Origin of the sequence: Motilimonas pumila, from assembly GCF_003596335.1 — a bacterium.
Classification (GTDB): Bacteria; Pseudomonadota; Gammaproteobacteria; order Enterobacterales; family CBDFNC01; genus Motilimonas; species Motilimonas pumila.
Genome location: NZ_QZCH01000003.1, coordinates 134,571 through 151,477, shown reverse-complemented (window position 1 = coordinate 151,477; position 16,907 = coordinate 134,571). Strand labels below are relative to the sequence as shown.

12 protein-coding genes are annotated in these 16,907 nt (G+C 46.4%); all 12 read right to left on the bottom strand.

Features of this window, described 5'->3' with window-relative positions; all coding sequences use genetic code 11:
- Window positions 1–29 precede the first annotated feature (29 nt).
- Window positions 30–857 carry a carbon-nitrogen hydrolase family protein gene (locus D1Z90_RS04930; protein ID WP_119909637.1) on the bottom strand — a complete coding sequence of 276 codons (828 nt, stop codon included), beginning with the start codon at window positions 855–857 and terminating at the stop codon, window positions 30–32.
- Entirely contained in the window at window positions 808–4,746 is a 3,939-nt protein-coding gene (locus D1Z90_RS04925; protein WP_119909636.1) for a YhdP family protein, read from the bottom strand. The genes D1Z90_RS04930 and D1Z90_RS04925 overlap by 50 nt, the downstream gene beginning before the upstream one ends.
- Window positions 4,747–4,792: 46 nt before the next feature.
- Window positions 4,793–6,262 carry a ribonuclease G gene (rng, locus tag D1Z90_RS04920; RefSeq protein WP_119909635.1) on the bottom strand — a complete coding sequence of 490 codons (1,470 nt, stop codon included), beginning with the start codon at window positions 6,260–6,262 and terminating at the stop codon, window positions 4,793–4,795.
- A 58-nt stretch (window positions 6,263–6,320) separates the two neighbouring features.
- A complete protein-coding gene (locus D1Z90_RS04915) occupies window positions 6,321–6,881 on the bottom strand; it encodes a Maf family protein (protein WP_119909634.1) in 561 nt (186 codons plus the stop codon).
- 5 nt (window positions 6,882–6,886) lie between these two features.
- Complete coding sequence (gene mreD / locus D1Z90_RS04910; protein ID WP_119909633.1) at window positions 6,887–7,369, bottom strand: rod shape-determining protein MreD; 483 nt, start codon at window positions 7,367–7,369, stop codon at window positions 6,887–6,889.
- A complete protein-coding gene (gene mreC / locus D1Z90_RS04905) occupies window positions 7,362–8,354 on the bottom strand; it encodes a rod shape-determining protein MreC (RefSeq protein ID WP_119909632.1) in 993 nt (330 codons plus the stop codon). Before mreC ends, mreD begins: the two co-directional genes overlap by 8 nt.
- Window positions 8,355–8,600: 246 nt before the next feature.
- Entirely contained in the window at window positions 8,601–9,647 is a 1,047-nt protein-coding gene (locus D1Z90_RS04900; RefSeq protein WP_119909631.1) for a rod shape-determining protein, read from the bottom strand.
- A 195-nt stretch (window positions 9,648–9,842) separates the two neighbouring features.
- Window positions 9,843–14,444: a polymer-forming cytoskeletal protein gene (locus D1Z90_RS04895; RefSeq protein ID WP_119909630.1), complete on the bottom strand. Its 4,602-nt coding sequence runs from the start codon at window positions 14,442–14,444 to the stop codon at window positions 9,843–9,845.
- A 2-nt stretch (window positions 14,445–14,446) separates the two neighbouring features.
- Window positions 14,447–14,902, bottom strand: a complete 456-nt coding sequence (locus D1Z90_RS04890; RefSeq protein WP_147378731.1) for an MSHA biogenesis protein MshP — start codon at window positions 14,900–14,902, stop codon at window positions 14,447–14,449.
- A complete protein-coding gene (locus D1Z90_RS04885) occupies window positions 14,874–15,695 on the bottom strand; it encodes a PilW family protein (RefSeq protein ID WP_119909628.1) in 822 nt (273 codons plus the stop codon). The genes D1Z90_RS04890 and D1Z90_RS04885 overlap by 29 nt, the downstream gene beginning before the upstream one ends.
- Window positions 15,695–16,354: a type IV pilus modification PilV family protein gene (locus D1Z90_RS04880; RefSeq protein ID WP_119909627.1), complete on the bottom strand. Its 660-nt coding sequence runs from the start codon at window positions 16,352–16,354 to the stop codon at window positions 15,695–15,697. Before D1Z90_RS04880 ends, D1Z90_RS04885 begins: the two co-directional genes overlap by 1 nt.
- Complete coding sequence (locus D1Z90_RS21915; RefSeq protein WP_119909626.1) at window positions 16,344–16,901, bottom strand: type II secretion system protein; 558 nt, start codon at window positions 16,899–16,901, stop codon at window positions 16,344–16,346. Before D1Z90_RS21915 ends, D1Z90_RS04880 begins: the two co-directional genes overlap by 11 nt.
- Window positions 16,902–16,907 lie beyond the last annotated feature (6 nt).

Genomic DNA, 16,907 nt, shown 5'->3' with positions numbered 1-16,907 from the left:
AAATTCCTTTCTTTTTTCGGCCTAACCACTTACGTATCAAGCGGTTTAGAAATAAATCTTTGGTGCTGCTGCACGGGCATTTTTTGGCGAATACTCGCCAAGTGAGCCAAATCGAGAGATTGGGCTAAATGCCCTACCCCTTGGGTCAATTGAGACAGTATTTCACCCCATGGCGAGATAATACAGGAATGGCCCCAAGTTTGCCGCTTATTCTCGTGTTCACCGCCTTGATTTGCCGCCACAATATAACACTGGGTTTCAATGGCGCGAGCTTGCAATAACGCCAGCCAATGAGCTTGCCCCGTGACTTGCGTGAACGCGGCAGGCACCAAAATGACATTCGCCCCTTGCGCTACAAGGTTTTGGAATAAGGCTGGGAAACGTAAATCGTAACAAATGCTCAGTCCCAGTTTAACCTCGCCAAGATCGACACAACTCAGTTGTTCACCGGGCTTAAAAGTCGCAGATTCGCGGTACGCACCGTGACCATCAGCCACATCCACATCAAACAAGTGCATTTTATGATAATGCGCGCACAATTGCCCTTGCGGATCGAACACTAAGCTTGAGGTATACACACGCTCTGGCTCGTCTGAAGTTATTGGCATACTGCCACAGACTAAATATATGCCATATCGCGCTGCCAATTGTGCAAGCTCACGCTGCAAAGGCCCTTGGCCTAACACCTCTTGGTGGCGCAGGTAGTCCGCTCGCTCACCAAAGACCAAAGCATTTTCCGGTAATAACACTAATTGCTCAGGCATCGGCTGCATGGCAATCAATGCTTGTTTTATTTGTTGAAGGTTTTTATGGGGTTCGCTGCAGCTTATTAACTGAATCAGAGATACGCTTTTCATAAGAGTCTCGAATTTTTTCTGGCACCGTTACTTCACCTTGTTGACGGCCCACTTCTTTAAGTTCAGGGCTGCTAAGATCCCCAGTGAGGCTGAAATTAATTTCAGTAATGGTATCGACGACTGGCTCTAACAGTTTAGAAACCAGTAAAACATACAAGCCAGTAACAGGGGTTAAGGTAAACGCCGCAAGTACAGGTAAACTAGAAGTGACGTCAGGGTAAAATGCCATGCGGTAATCAATCTGCCATTCATTCAGGTCTGCCGTGCCTGCACCTTCTAAGCGCCCAGCACCGCCATCGAATACAAAGTCTTGGTTGCTCACTAAGCCATTTTTAATGGTAGCGGAGCCCCCCATGGAATCAAAATACAAGCCTTCGGCAAACACATCTCTGAAGTCTAAATTCAGCTTGCGTCGCAACGAATCAAGACTCAGTAAACTGAATAACCTAGCCCCTTTGTCACTGACATCTGCGACGTAGCCCGCTTCCGTTTTAAAACTGAGATCGCCCGATAAAGTGGCGGTAGAAAATGCCATCGGCGCCCCTTGCCACGCAAGCTTGCCTGTTAAGCTTACAGGGGTTTGGCGCATTGGACTGCGGTAGCCTTGGCTTTGCACTAGCTTGTCGACGTCACGACTGTCTATGGCAATATCTAGGCTGGTTTGCTGTCGTGCTTTGTAGCCACTCCAAAAGCCAGTTATATTTACATTCGAATGGGGGTAACTAAAAGTAAGTGTCTCTAGTGCTCCTGCTTGCGCGGTTTTTTGATACTTGCCACTCACGCGGCCAAAATCCAAGTCGCCAAAGCGGCATTGTAAACATGTTAAGTCGATATTGGGTAGCGCTCGCCAGTCATAAGTCATAGCTTTACTGGCTTTGCTTTGATTCTCGACTACATTAGCCTCTTCCGGCTGCCATAAAGCAAAGTCGAGTTGCGGCAAATCCAACTTTTGAAAGTTAACCGTGAGTTTATCGTCCGATGTGCTGATAGTGCCTTGTAACTGCTCTGCATTTAATTGCGCAAACCATTGCTGAGCATTTTTCTTTAAGGTAACTTTTAACTGTTCGAGCGGTTGGCCCAGTAGATCTGCATGGGTGACATAAAAATCGAAATGCTGCGGTTTAAAAAAAGGCTTGTTGTTTGGATTACTTGCGGCAGAACTGCTTGCGAGCCTATCCTGCTTGTCTTTTAGGTGGTTTAACCACGCGCCAATATCAAGTCGATTATAGTTTAACGTGATTGCTTGCTGCTGCGCCGGCATACGATTGGGCAAGTGGCGGCCGAGGTGAAGCCAATATCGGTTTTTAGCGGAGTTAACCTGGTCAATCACAGAGTTAAAATACACTTTATTGGCCAGTTCAACCGATAAATTCAGCTGCTGGCTCTGGCTATGCGCAGAAACCGAAAGCGGCCATTTCTTCAAACTGTTTTTGTTAAAAGGTGCGGGCAAACCTAACTCACTGCCCAGTAAGTCTGACGACATGCTTAAATCTAACTTGTAGTTACCGTCATGCTGTACCTGATAACTGATATCTGCGTCCCAATTGAACTCACCCGAGGCTTCAAGAATGTGCAAATTCGGCCAGCTTTGATAAATACTTGGCCAGCGCCACTGTGCCGATAAATCAATTTGGCTGCGATACCCCTGGTCCAGCTGCTGCCCCTCAAATAAAACCTTAATAGGTTGATTAAAAAGCTCGGCATTCACATCCCCGTTAGCAAGGTTGCCTTGTTCAAACTCAAAGCTACCACTCACGTTGTTAAGCAGTAAGCGCTCAGAGCCAGCATCATTCAGTGGCAAGGAAACTTGGTTATGGTCTAAATTAATTTTTCCTGTGGCGAGGGTCTGGTCTCCATTTAAAGGAATGGTAAGATCCAACTCAGCCACAATCTCACCATTGACGGTGATAGCATTTAAAGCTTTGCCGACGCTATCTTGCAAAGGCGATGCATCGATATACTCGCGAATTTCATCTCCCATGCCAGTTAATTTAGCCGCAATAGTCAACGGCACATCCGGGGAGAATCGTTCAATAACGCCTTTTATAGAAGACGTTGTCAAACCTAAAAGCTTCGCTTTCGGGCTCGTCATCCATAAGCCATCATTTTGAAACAATAAATCTAACCGCATATCAGACAACGCAGGCCAGCCCGGGAAGAACGCATATTCGGCACGCTCTAACGGCACAAAAGCTTGAAACACCCCTGAGCCATCTTGATATGGAAAATCTGCGAAATAGCCGTGCCACAGTATTTTTGCCGTCTCGACCTTACCTGCTTTAATCGTTGGTTGCAGATAACGGTATACGCCTTCACCCATTGCTTGAATAGGTAAGTAATGCTCGGCTTCCTCGGCATCATTAACGTGCGCTTCGCTATACAAAGCAAGGTGCGGTGAAAGGCCTGGCTCAAACGTCAACGCAAACTGCCCTAACCAAGATAAATCCGGATTGTTAAACTCCGCGCCAGGGCTGAAGACCTGAAATTGCTTATCTCCCACTCGCCAGTGAAGGGGTAAAGCCAACTCATCCACTCGCATAGGTTGATTAAAATGCTGTTTAAAGTCTAATGTTTGACCTTGCAAGCTGAATAATGATTGGCCTTTGCCTGGCTCAGCAAGAAACTCCCAACGCGCCTGTTGAAAATCAGGTATGCCTTGCCAATAATGCGCGCTTAAATCGTCTATCATTGCACGGACGGCAAAATCTGGGCTATCGGTGTTATACAATAAGCTGATATGGGATAGTTGGCCCTGTAAGTTAAGGCTGTCTAGGGCTTGTTGCACCTTGCTGCTTGGTCTGCCAAATAACTTAGCTAATGGCACAAGCGCGTTAACGGCAATGGTATCAGCCTGAGCAACAATCAGGTTATCCGCCTGATATGCTTGAATATCAAAGTCTCGCCACTGCTGCTGATTGGTGACCACCTGTAACTGGTGAGAGTCCAACTGCCACCCTTCATGAGTTGGCCACCATGTTAGGTGACCCGACTCAATCAAAAACTCCCCTTCATCCTTTGCTTGCTGCCAAGTCAACCGAGTCGGTTCAAATACTAATTGCGCTTGTAAGAGGTTGCCAAATGTAAAGTCAGCCCATGCTTTAAAGTTAACCTCACCAGTGACCAAACTATTATCTGTAGGCAGCACGCTAGCGAGTAAGGGCGCAAGGTTAAGATCTTTTGCTTCCACATAAATCAAGCCCGGCCAATCTTGGTATTGCTGAGTATCTTCACCGTTTAATTCAACTTTGAAGCTCAGCAGGCTGTCTTGACTAAGGTTAAGGTTGGAAGTATCAATAAGACTCGCTTTGCCCACCCCTTGGTGGCGCGCGCCCTCATTTAACCAATTGAGTGATTCAATGGCGATGGTTTGTTTAACTCCGGCCAAGGGATAAAAAGCAATTTGGCTATCCGTTAAGCTAAATACGCTAAGGTCACTTAAGAACAACCTGGCAATGCCCTCTTTACTTAAAGATTTCCCCTTAACTGCATTATTAGCCTCACTGTCACCATTTTCCGGTTTCACTTCGAGTTCAACGCCAGATAACTCAATACGATGAAAAACGGGCGTTTGTTTTTCAATGCTGGCCCATAAGTCAAGACGTAACCGCGTTTCACGGATACTTAATTCAAACGGCGCATGGGGATCTTGGTTAAAGTGAGTTTGATTAATTACTAATGCAGGTCCATGGCGATCCCAGCTGGCATCTAGACTGTCTACACTGATATCAATATCGTGTTGGTCTACCAGCCAGTATGTAATGTCATCCTTGTACGCGTTCATCAGTGGTAATAAGCCACGAAATAAGCTGGCAGCAACCGCCAACAGTACCAGTATCACGGCGAGACTGATCCAAAATCGGCGTAACCAACGCAAGCTAAATTGCTTCAAACTGACTCACTTTGCTTCACTCCCTGCCTATATATCCTCGTGCTGATTACATCATCACCACGTCAAACTGTTCTTGTGCGTATAAAGGCTCAGCTTGTACCTTAACCGCTTTGCCGATAAAAACTTCTAACTCCGCCAAACTATGAGATTCATCACCTAATAAGCTCTCAGCGACGCTCGCCGCGGCATAGACCAAAAAGCGGTCTGCCTCATAAGCGCGATTAACCCGCATGATTTCTCGCAAAATTTCAAAGCACACGGTTTCAACCGTTTTAACATGACCACGGCCGTGACACTCAGGGCACTCAGAGCACAAGATATGCTCTAAACTTTCTCGGGTGCGCTTGCGAGTCATCTCTACTAACCCTAGCTGAGAAAAACCACTGATGTTGGTCTTGGCTCTGTCTTTGCTGAGCGCAACTTCTAAACTATGCAAAACTCGGCGCTGGTGTTCTTCGGATTTCATATCTATGAAATCAATAATAATAATACCGCCCAAATTACGCAGCCTAAGTTGCCGTGCAATAGCTTGCGTGGCTTCCGTGTTGGTATTAAAAATGGTTTCTTCTAAGTTACGATGGCCAACAAACGCCCCAGTGTTAATGTCAATCGTTGTCATGGCTTCGGTTTGATCTATGATCAAATAGCCGCCTGATTTTAGCTCTACCTTTCTGTCAAGGGCTCGCTGGGTTTCATTCTCAACATCAAAGATATCAAAAATAGGGCGATCACCGCCATAATACTCAAGGCTAGAGGTCAATTGCGGCACAAACTCTTTGGTAAATTGGCTCAATTCTTCAAAGGTTTGCTTAGAGTCAAGGCGCACGCGCTCAATTTTAGTGCCAACAAAGTCGCGAATGATACGAAACGCCAAGCCAAGGTCAGCGTAAAGGGTATTACAAGCCTTACTGCTTTTTTTACGTTCCAGAATTTTTCGCCATAAACGTTTTAAGAACTCAGCGTCTTGAGCAAGTTCAACTTCTCCGGCACCTTCAGCAGCCGTGCGAATAATAAAACCGCCAAGCTCATCGACATGCTGCGCCGTGATCGTTTTTAACCTGTCTCTTTCCGTTTCACTTTCAATGCGCTGGGAGACGCCGACATGGGCACTGCCAGGCATAAAAACCAAATATCGTGAGGGTAACGTAATGTCGGTAGTTAAACGCGCGCCTTTGGTACCTAGGGGGTCTTTAACCACTTGCACCATGATATCTTGACCTTGCCTAACAAGCTCAGCGATATTACCGGCTTGAAAATGCTCTTTTTCTACTTTGGCAACACACTCGGTGTGGGGCACAATGTCAGACGCGTGCAAAAAAGCCGCTTTTTCCAAGCCGATGTCAATAAACGCGGCTTGCATACCCGGTAAAACCCGGCTGACTTTGCCTTTGTAAATATTACCTACAATACCTAGCTTGGCTTGCCGCTCTACGTGCATTTCTTGCAGTATGCCACTTTCTATCAATGCAACTCGGGTTTCACTCGGAGTTACGTTGATTAATAACTCAACATTCATAATGTTATACGTTTGCGGCTCAGCAAAAAATCACTGGCAGCTTGAACGCCCTAAAAGTTTAAAATTGAATAAACTCGGCCAACAAGCGATGGGTTTGATACAAAGGTAACCCAACAACAGCGCTATAGCTGCCATTTATCGCAGTAACAAAACGCCCGCCTATCCCCTGAATACCATATGCTCCCGCTTTATCCTTTGGCTCGTTAGTTTGCCAATACAGCAGCATGTCTTGTGGGGTTAACTCACAAAAAGTGACGTCTGTTGTTACTAAAATGCCTTGTTGCTTTTCACCGTCACACACTGCAACGGCTGTTAATACTTGATGAGTGCGCCCAGACAGCTTCGACCACATGTCACATGCATGTTCAAAGTCGACGGGTTTTTCGAGTACTTTACTGTCTTGAAATACAATGGTATCTGCACCTAACACAGGTTTATCTTGTGGGCTCATCAGCCAACCTGCTTGGGCCTTTTCAAGGGCTAAACGCTGAACATAATCAGCCGCTTTTTCACCCGGCTCAATTTGCTCTTCGATACGAGGTAAAATTTGTTCGAACTTCACCCCTAGCTGGGTAAGTAACTCTTGTCTTCTGGGCGAAGCCGACGCTAAATAAATCATGTTACTTATCGCACCGCAAATTTACGACGAGTGCGCCTTAAAATTAGAAAGACCCAAGGCCATATCATCATAGTGGTTAAAATAGACCAAAAGTACCTAGGCTGTAAGATAATGTCAGAAACTAGATGTTCAGCCCAGAAAATCAGCAACTTACAGGTCAAGGTCAAAACCCCAATCACGACGGCCTGCTGCCAAACGGAAAAATTACGAATCAACTGGTAATTCATTGCCGTCAGATACGTTACCACGGCTAAGCCTATAGCCCTGACCCCTAAAGTTGAGCCAAGCAAGATATCCAACATCAAACCGGCGAGCCATGCAGTGCCCACATTAACACGGTGTGGAAGCGCTAACACCCAATAGAGCACGACTAAAGTAAGCCAATCAGGCCTAAATGCATCCAATTGCGCCGGTAAGGGTAGGATAGCCAGCACTAAAGCCACCAAAATAGAGATAAAAATGGTGCCTCTGCCGTTTGCTTTATCCATTGTTGGCCTCCGAGCTTTGCATTGAAGCTTCCACTTCTTCAGTCACAATATTATCGCTACTAGTCTCTGGGCCATTTTCATGACTGTTATCGTCATGACTGTCAATGCTAGCGTCATTCGCAGCCCCCGTTTGCTCAGGCCCCAGAATGGCGGCTTTATTTGGTTTATCATCAGGCCACAACAATAACAAATACCGGATTCGATCAAGCGCGACAACTGGGGACGCTTGCACTCTCGCATAAGGCATACCTTGGTCATACTCAAATTGTTCAACCGTGGCAACGGGGTAGCCTTCGGGAAAACGGCCACCTAAACCAGAGGTCACTAACACGTCGCCCTCTTGAATATCGGTACTGTGAGGAATATATGGGATGTCTAGCTTATCCAGTTCACCCGTGCCATTGGCTAAGGTGCGCATGTCGTTACGTTGCACCCTCACTGGAATACCATGGCTAATGTCAGTAATCAGCAAAATGCGACTGGTGGTACTGCCCACTCGTAGTACTTGCCCAACGACGCCTTGGTCGTTCACCACTGGCTGACCTTCAAATACACCATTAAGTGAGCCTTTATCTATCACTACCTGGTGAGTAAAAGGATCTGAATCCACTTCCATGATTTCAGCAACCATTTTACGCGCGTCTCCCCGCAGCGGCGATCCTAGCAACTTGCGTAAACGGTTATTTTCTTCTTTAAGGCTATCCATTAATAATAAATCACTGCGAACTAAAAAGATTTGCTGTTCTAAATCTTTGTTATCCGCTTGTAACTGTTCCCGACTAACCACTTTTTCAGCCACGGTATCTAATAGCTGACTCGGTGCATTGGCAACGTATTGCAAGGGGCTTACTAACGAGTTTAGATATACGCGGTATGGGGAAAGTAAATTCAGTTTGCTATCCAGCAAAATTAAAGATACCGAGGCAATCACGGCTAATAGAAGTCTTAGCTGTAATGAAGGCCCGCGGCCAAAAATAGGCTTCATGAATCGTCACTAAAAAACAAGGTCGCTCCTATTAAGAATGCTTCGCGACAGGGATAAAATAAAGGCAGATAACCCAGCACAAACATCATGCGACATTACCTACCTCAGACTTGTTTCAATTTTTGAGGTTAATCCATTAACCCGAGAAAGCGTACTGGTTCATGGCCATGGTTGTCGTTTCATCCTGAATCAGATAACCAGAGCTCAGCGGCTTTTTGATACATACCGCCACGGTGAATATGATGCTTATTCGTAGTTGAATAAGTCTCCACCGTGCATGTCTATCATCTCAAGGGCTTTACCACCGCCACGCGCCACACAAGTCAGCGGATCATCTGCAACTACCACAGGAATACCCGTTTCTTCCATGAGTAAACGGTCGAGGTCTTTTAGTAGCGCACCGCCACCAGTAAGCACCATGCCACGCTCAGAAATATCTGACGCAAGTTCAGGAGGAGACTGCTCAAGGGCTACCATAACCGCACTCACAATGCCCGTTAAGGGTTCTTGCAGCGCTTCTAAAATTTCATTGCTGTTTAGGGTAAAGCTTCTTGGTACGCCTTCAGCTAGGTTGCGACCACGCACTTCAATCTCACGCATTTCATCACCAGGGTAAGCGCTGCCAATACCGTGCTTGATTCGCTCTGCCGTCGCTTCACCAATTAAGCTGCCATAGTTACGACGCACATAGTTGATGATGGCATCATCGAACTTATCACCACCGATACGTACAGATGAAGAATAAACCACACCGTTTAATGAAATGATGGCAACTTCGGTAGTACCGCCACCTATGTCAACCACCATAGAGCCGGTCGCTTCCGAAACAGGTAAACCAGCACCAATCGCTGCCGCCATAGGCTCATCTATCAAATACACTTCACGTGCTCCCGCACCTTGTGCAGACTCACGAATAGCACGACGTTCTACTTGAGTAGAACCACAGGGTACACACACGAGAACACGAGGGCTTGGCCGCAAAAAGTTGTTGTTATGCACTTGCTTAATAAAGTGCTGTAACATTTTCTCAGTGACATAGAAATCTGCGATTACACCGTCCTTCATTGGACGAATCGCTTTAATATTGCCTGGCGTACGGCCTAACATTTGCTTGGCATCACTGCCCACGGCAGCAACACTTTTAGGACCTGTACCACTTCTCTCTTGGCGAATGGCCACCACAGAAGGCTCGTTTAATACAATGCCTTGGTCTTTTACATAAATAAGTGTGTTGGCTGTACCCAAATCGATAGATAGATCGTTGGAGAACACGCCTCTAAGCTTTTTAAACATGGAGATCCTGCAAAAAAAATGGCGGAATTGCGCCCACTTTACCAAGCCTATAAATGAACGGCAAGCGCCGTCGCGCATAGGATCAGCGATAGTGTGAGTGAATGCCCAATTAGCACCTTGCTATATTATCAAAGCAGGGTCAAGGGGGCTAAAAACGCCAGCAATAGAGCAAATTAATCTTAATTTAGACAAAATTTAGTCATTCACCTCTAGACGGTAGATAATCCGGTCATTGCCACGGAATAATCCAAACTGAATATCGCCACTAATACAATCATCTTGACGAGCTAAAGGGCTAAGATCCAGATCAGCTTGGGCACAAATCGCCGAAGCGTTACCTTGACCACAGACATTTTCAATGCCGGATTGATTATTCCAATCAAATCGCAGCCAGCATAAATTGCTACCTGAGTCAGGGTTTAAATCGACATAATACTTAAAGCCGCCAACGCTGCCGGGCGCACTAAAATTAAGATTAATTTCACCGGCTACCGCAGTGGCATTAAGCAGGCCATAACGACTGTCTCCCGTACTCACAGGAATCGGGTTAGTTTCTCCCGCCTGATCCAGATTACCATCGCCTGTGCTATCTATTGCCCATGAGAACTCAGTGATGCTGTGGTTGGCCACGGGGTTATAAGTAAGCGCACTGCAATTGTCGTCCGTATTGGTTTCAAATCGCGATCCGTTAAAGTACTCAATGCGCAGTGGCGCCCGTAAACTGGCCAGCTCACTGCCATGGCTATTAGCAGCAACCATTCGACCATAACGCATTTCACCTAGGGAACCAGCATCGCAATAGTGTTCGAGCGCACCGTTACCGGGCTGGCAAGTTTCGCTACCAGATGTTTGCAAACGCTCGCCATCAGGCCCCAGAATATTCAACACCATCATTGGACTAGTAAACGGACCATCTACCGCATGGGGTAACAGTTTAGCTAGACCCGCCAGCTCAGATGACCAAACCAGCTGCCCTGCTTGCCAGTCATAATCTGCAGGATTAAACAGTAACCGGCTCGAATTATCACCTTGCAGTAATAAACCCGCACCTTCGCGCGCGCCCATCAACCACGCTTGTTCGCTTGGAGCAGCGGTATCATAACCAAGAGTGGTATCATAATTACTTAATAGCACGGGTGTTGGTGCTTGATTATAGGCTCCTAAGGCTAAGTCGATGTTGACTCCCTGTTGATCAAGGTAGCTAAAACTTTGACAGCTTGGCGTTGCTAAAAAGCTATCGACGTGCAAGTACCAAGGTATAAAGCGACCAATGGTTTGAGTTGCATCTGCAATGGGGGTGAAAGTTTGTGACTGACTGTCATTTAAATAGTCGTCACTGCTAGCGGTAAGCGCCTGAGTGCCCACTTCATTCCAAGCGAAATGACGCAAGCTCACTTCACCCGGCTCACTACTCAACATTTGATAATTATTAAATCGCGCATTACTGCCTTCTCGAGTCATCACTCCGGACGCGCCTCCTCCAGGGGCAACGAGTTGCTGCTCAAAGGCCAGTAAATGGTAAAAACTCGGCGCAATGGCGCTGGAACTACAATGCCCTTGGCTATCTTGGCTGCAATCTAACTCTGCCCGCACGCGAATATCAAAAGTGTCGTAATCTTTTTGCGTCTCAAAGTCCAAATTATTTGCCGGTTGAGAAGCTCTGATAAACGCCCCTGAGCCAAGAGAGACTTGAATTTCATTGCTGCCGTCTCTGCGATACCCAACAACTTCATCTATCACCAATTGCCTTGGTGTAAAAGTAAATAACTGACTGCCTTCATAAATATCATCGTCTGGCCCAGGAGGTTTGCCAATCTCTGCGTTGTCGCTGGCTGCCAGTTCAATCCGTCCCGCGTCAGGGTAGTTAACTTTAAAGGGCTCACTGATACCGGCATTAAATATAATTGGCTGCTGGCTCGCTGCAGCCTGGGTGGTCGCAATGCTTTGCTCGTTCACTTCAACTTGGCGACCCGCCACCACCGTAGGGGCGTCATAGTTACTCCAAAAATGAATGTTTTTAGATCCACTATATTCAAGAATTACCCCGCATTGGCCGGTAGTTGCGTCTTTACCTATCGCTGTAAGCTGGGCATCAAAAGGCCTGTTGGCGTAATGGTACTGGCTCGCAGGCTCTGTTTGATTAGGCACGCTGAGCTTAAAGCCATAAGGCCTAAAGGTTACAGTGGTGGCCACTGCTGCGGTATTGTCTGCATTTTCAACCGAGATAACCACCTCGCCGGCTTGTTGATGAAATAAAGAGAGCTCAACATCACCGCCATCGGATGAAACAAACTGGTAAGTGGCAACCCCGTCGTCAGAAGTAGGGGCAGGTAACAAATTACCATCCCCTGTAATCAGGCCCCATTGGCCTTTGCCGGTATCTGTGCTGAGCCTGATTAAACCCGTGTAATCCTGATCCAGCACACCGTCTTCAAGTACTCGAACAGTAATGCCGTGCTGGTCGCAGGTGAGCGCGTCTTGTTCTGTGACTATCTCCAACTCTTCATTATTAACGGGAGCATTATTGGTTATGGCAAAGTAATCGAAGGACTCACTTAAATGATTACGCTCTGCGTTTTGCGCTTGGTCCTCATCAACAACGATGCTGTAGCTTGTAGCGTTAATGTCACAGCGTCTCGCCCAACCGCCATCACTGCCATCACGGCTGCTTTTGTTGGCTACAAAAATAGGCGCTTGGCCATACGACTGTAAAAAGCTATTGCTCATGTAGCGGCATTGATTCGCAAGGTCTCTGGTATTGCCCCCCGCAAAGTTGCGGCCTTGACCAAATTCGTAATAGAGCGTTTCACCATTTTGGGTGAACTCACCCACGCCTTCCCCTGCTAACCAAGCCAGGGTTTCAGGCGTAGCCCGGTCAACACGCACATTTCCCGGGTAACAACGGCGACCATTGTTGGTATTTGAAGAGGAGTATACTTCAGAAAATTCCAGCGATAATTCAACTTGAGTATTACTGGCATCGTTCGCCGTTGCAGTGATCCAGCAGTTATTCGATTCTACGTAGCGTTGCACTAATACGCTCGGCGTAGCACTAAACACCCCAGATTCAAAGGCAACGACTTCACCACCGGCAAGTTGCCTACCACCTCGTTGATAAGCGCTGGTTTCGACAACCCCAGCTAAGATTTCCTTGCCGTCGGGCAATTGAGTCTTACCAGGTAAAACAGCAACATAGTCGATTTTAGGCATCACTTTAGCACTTAAGCCTACCCCTCGGCTGGGCTCTACTTGCACCACGGTGAAACCTGTTGCGCTAACGCTGCCTTTTAATACTTCAACCGTCGAAGGCCCGTCAGCATTTGGGTCATTTTTATCTATGGTTGGCATCGCAAATACCACTGGGATATCACTAAATGGCTGGTCAAATTCAATGTAACCTAACTCGCCTTGGCCGTATTGAAATTCCGTTTGCACCGGTGGCGGGCCAGCATTCTCACATAAACCAGAAAGATCCGCACTTTCTACCGCTTCAGGGTCATAAGTTACCGAGCCATAGTTAACAACAGCACCTTCCGCAGTAATTGCACCCGTAACAATGGCGCCAGGGTTCACGGTTACCGACCCTGTGGCGTAGATCATACCGTTAAATTGCACGCCATTAAGCAAGGTAATGCTGCCATCTACCAATAAGATTAAACGATCAGGATCATTCGGGTTAATAACACTATTGTCCCCTATGTTGCCGTTCTTCACATTGACCCTTGCCGTAGCTCCCGCCATCGTCCCCGTATAGGGAGCACTCAGTGAAATACCAGAGAAAAAGTGGTCCCCCTTTGAAAAAGGCAAAGGCGTATTATTATTCCATGTATCTGTGCTGGTATTCTCAGGCAGCGTTATTTTTTCATCCGGCTTGTTTAGCACGTAGCCTTTGATAGCTTCACTAAATACATCTATACACTGAGGTAAGTTTGACGAAACAGAACTAAAATCTACGACGAAGTCGTCCCAAGACAAAGCAACATTGGCTGCCGGTATACGAATAATATAATCACCCGCTGCAAAAGTTTTTACTATAGTAGCGTCTGTCAATACCTTATCGCCGTTGCCACTGACGAACCCTAAACGCACCACACTACCATTAGGCTCTATCAATTGTACCTCAGCATTGACGCCTTGATTTGAAGTGCGCAAGTTGAATAACATAAAGCGGTTAAAAGTTGAATCCTGAGCTAGAGTGAAGCGATACTCAAAAGGGTAATTTTGCCGCGTGATAGGAAACAACCCAGAACCATCGTAAGGGTCTCCATTTTTATTTTTATTACTTACGTGGCTTCGCTCTATAAAATGGACCGCGTCAGTATTTACGCCGGCCAACTTCACGCCATCAAAACTAAAATCGTCCCAATCTTCAAATAGCTGACAATAATCTAAGGTTAGAAAAGATATAAAGCACTTACCCCAAATAGCCATCTGATAATCGCCAGCTGGAAGGTTTATATTGGCAGGAATAACGCCTCTAGCATTTGTAGACCCCTGGCCAAAAAACAGCTGGTTATCGTTTTCATCCCAGATAACGCCAAGTGCTTCAGCATCTAATCCCTGGCTATTAAGTAACTCAATGCTGGAAATTTGGCTAGCTTCAGTCAATTGAAAATGAATTGGATAAACAGGCCGATAATTAGACCCTAAGCCAAAAAAGCTCTCTGCCAACAAATAAGTAGGATTAATTGCGTTATCGTCATTTCCTACTTGAAAGTAACCGGGAAAAACGGCGTCAGCAGCACTCGCAAAAACACTACTAAAAATCAGGAAAAAAATGCCGAAAAACCTTACCATCACTACAACTCCTTCGCTTGAGCTTGTATTTTTCGCCGGGTAACAAATTTACCTGCGTCACACTGAGCAGTGCTTTCTAAGCGATATTGCTTCAAATTGATGGCGGTTTCAGTTATTTCATTGCAACTGTAATTAACGGTGCAGCCATGAAACGCAGTTTGAGCAGATAAATCGAGCACAGTGACGCTGTTACATACCTCGCTGCCGCCACCGAGAGGAAATAACTTTACAAAACCGTGTTCTATGCCGGCATTGGCGGCCAAATATGCCCTTGTGCCATACACTTCATAAGCAATACTGTCTTGCGAGTCTTGTAACATGCGAGTTAACGCCGCGGCCAATAAAGACATCACCACTATGATAAATACCGCGATGACAATAGCACTGCCGCCTTGCAGTGACAGTGATAATAAGTGTGAGTTCGGGCGCTTAGGGTACATTTTGAATATGGATCCCATGGTGGAAGACCAATGACTCAGCGCCACCGTCACGGCTAAAATTGAGAAATATCTTCACCATGCCATTTCGGCTTAGGTCGGCTTCTATCACTTCAAATACTGGCTGAAAATTAGGATCAGTGGCGTTTAGCACCGTGATATTCTCAGCCATTAAACTCGATATGTTGGGTACTCCGGTTTCTGTTGGCCAAGAGGAAACCGTTCGAGTTAGTTGCCCGTTAGACACACAATATTGCACCGGCCTTGCCACCACAAACACACGTTGTGATGGCGAAGCAAGTGGAAAGCGGATAGTTGAAGTAAATTCTAAACTGGCAATATTACCCGATGAAGGCGGTGTATAACTTTTCACCCCAACCAAGGAAGTCGGGGTGAAGCTATAAATATCACTCGCATTTAAATTGTATACACTAATTTGCTGGCCTTGATTTGGCGAAAATTGATACTGGTTAAAAGCGATTAAGCTGCCATTATCACTGGCGACGTTGGGGGAAATAGGAAAGTCAACGTAAGTGCTTGAGTCTAACACAGGCACAAAACGCAAACAGTTACCATCATTCGAAGTTTGTTGGCTATTAGGCAGCGACGCCCTCACCTCTCGGTTGAGTCGCTCAATCGAAAAGCGAGCACTGGCAAGGATCTCTTCCCGCTCAGCGACATCTCGGTACAACAAGGTGCCAAAGCCAATATAGTTGGTTACAGCCACGCCAAGAATGGCCAGCATAATGATCACAATCACCAGCTCAACTAAAGTGAACCCCCGGCTATTACGGTTTAGACATTGGCAATACATCAGTAATTCCCCCGATAGGCGGAGAAATCAATTTCATTACCTTTAGGCGTGCGCACCGTTAAGTCAATTCGTTTGGCGCTATCGTTACCTGATCCAAAGGTAAAATCTTTCGATACTTGAATACGAATGTCAAAGTTGCGATACACATCAGACAAAGGTTGACCCGTGGCATCGCCAAAGTCTACCGCACTGACAAAGCTACCGCTTGCGGTGATATAGTCATCGACATCATTGTAATTATTGGTGCCCCCACTGCGCTGCTCACCGCTATCTTTTCCCAAAGTCACCGAACACGGCACGTCAGTCACAGTGTCGCTTACTTGCCAAAGTTGCCATTGTTGATTGGTAAAATCATACCAACTGCTACCAGAAGCCAGCGCAGGTCCTTGCCACCATTGCTCACCACAGCGATACACGCCACCATTATGATCAGAGTTTTCATCGTATGAACGGCCCACAATTTCATTTAACACACTTTGCGCTAACTCTGCTGCGCGCATTTGGTGTAACGGGTCGATGCTGTCGCGGCTTTGGGTAACCAACATAGTAGTGATAATAGTGAATGCCACCGCCATCACGACAATGCCTACTACTAGCTCCACTAAGGTGAAGCCGAGCTGACATAACGCAGGGGTAAAATAAGCAGGTTTAATTCGCATGAATATAACCTTCCTGCTCAATCTCTACACTGAGGCTATTGCCTGAGTCAATATCAATTTGGCAAGGGAAAGTGGCGCAGGCTTGGGTTTCTCTGCCATGAAAATCAAACAGAAAGTTCCCCGTAGTAATGCTGACTTTATTTGCAAAAGTAATTAAACCGTAAGGGTCACTTTGATGTTCTGGTGCTGAAGCACTGCAAGATAAGCCAGTATCAGGCGCAGAGCACTGCGACCCACCATTGGCTAAGCGAGCAGTTTCATAAGAGTAAATGCAAGAGTTGGGAGCGTCTTGTTTAATCACGGTCCAATAGCAAGCGTTGCTCGTGGCATTGTTGCTGGGATCCGCATTCATATTTTGTAATTGGGTAAGGCGCAGGCGAGTGATTAACTGATCTCGCACTGCGTAATCTTCAAAACCACTGGAAGACAGCAGTTTGGGTAAAGCATATGCCGCTAAAATACCAAGTAAAATAATAACGATCACCAGCTCTACTAGAGTAAAGCCGGTGAGCTTAGAAGAATTTACTTTCTGTTGGTAAATTGGCATTGCATA

What these genes read in the sequence shown, in the direction of transcription:
- D1Z90_RS04930 (WP_119909637.1), bottom strand. Translation starts at nt 857, where the DNA reads ATGAAAAGCGTATCTCTGATTCAGTTAATAAGCTGCAGCGAACCCCAT.
- rng (WP_119909635.1), bottom strand. Translation starts at nt 6,262, where the DNA reads ATGAATGTTGAGTTATTAATCAACGTAACTCCGAGTGAAACCCGAGTT.
- D1Z90_RS04915 (WP_119909634.1), bottom strand. Translation starts at nt 6,881, where the DNA reads ATGATTTATTTAGCGTCGGCTTCGCCCAGAAGACAAGAGTTACTTACC.
- mreD (WP_119909633.1), bottom strand. Translation starts at nt 7,369, where the DNA reads ATGGATAAAGCAAACGGCAGAGGCACCATTTTTATCTCTATTTTGGTG.
- mreC (WP_119909632.1), bottom strand. Translation starts at nt 8,354, where the DNA reads ATGAAGCCTATTTTTGGCCGCGGGCCTTCATTACAGCTAAGACTTCTA.
- D1Z90_RS04900 (WP_119909631.1), bottom strand. Translation starts at nt 9,647, where the DNA reads ATGTTTAAAAAGCTTAGAGGCGTGTTCTCCAACGATCTATCTATCGAT.
- D1Z90_RS04895 (WP_119909630.1), bottom strand. Translation starts at nt 14,444, where the DNA reads ATGGTAAGGTTTTTCGGCATTTTTTTCCTGATTTTTAGTAGTGTTTTT.
- D1Z90_RS04890 (WP_147378731.1), bottom strand. Translation starts at nt 14,902, where the DNA reads ATGGGATCCATATTCAAAATGTACCCTAAGCGCCCGAACTCACACTTA.
- D1Z90_RS04885 (WP_119909628.1), bottom strand. Translation starts at nt 15,695, where the DNA reads ATGTATTGCCAATGTCTAAACCGTAATAGCCGGGGGTTCACTTTAGTT.
- D1Z90_RS04880 (WP_119909627.1), bottom strand. Translation starts at nt 16,354, where the DNA reads ATGCGAATTAAACCTGCTTATTTTACCCCTGCGTTATGTCAGCTCGGC.
- D1Z90_RS21915 (WP_119909626.1), bottom strand. Translation starts at nt 16,901, where the DNA reads ATGCCAATTTACCAACAGAAAGTAAATTCTTCTAAGCTCACCGGCTTT.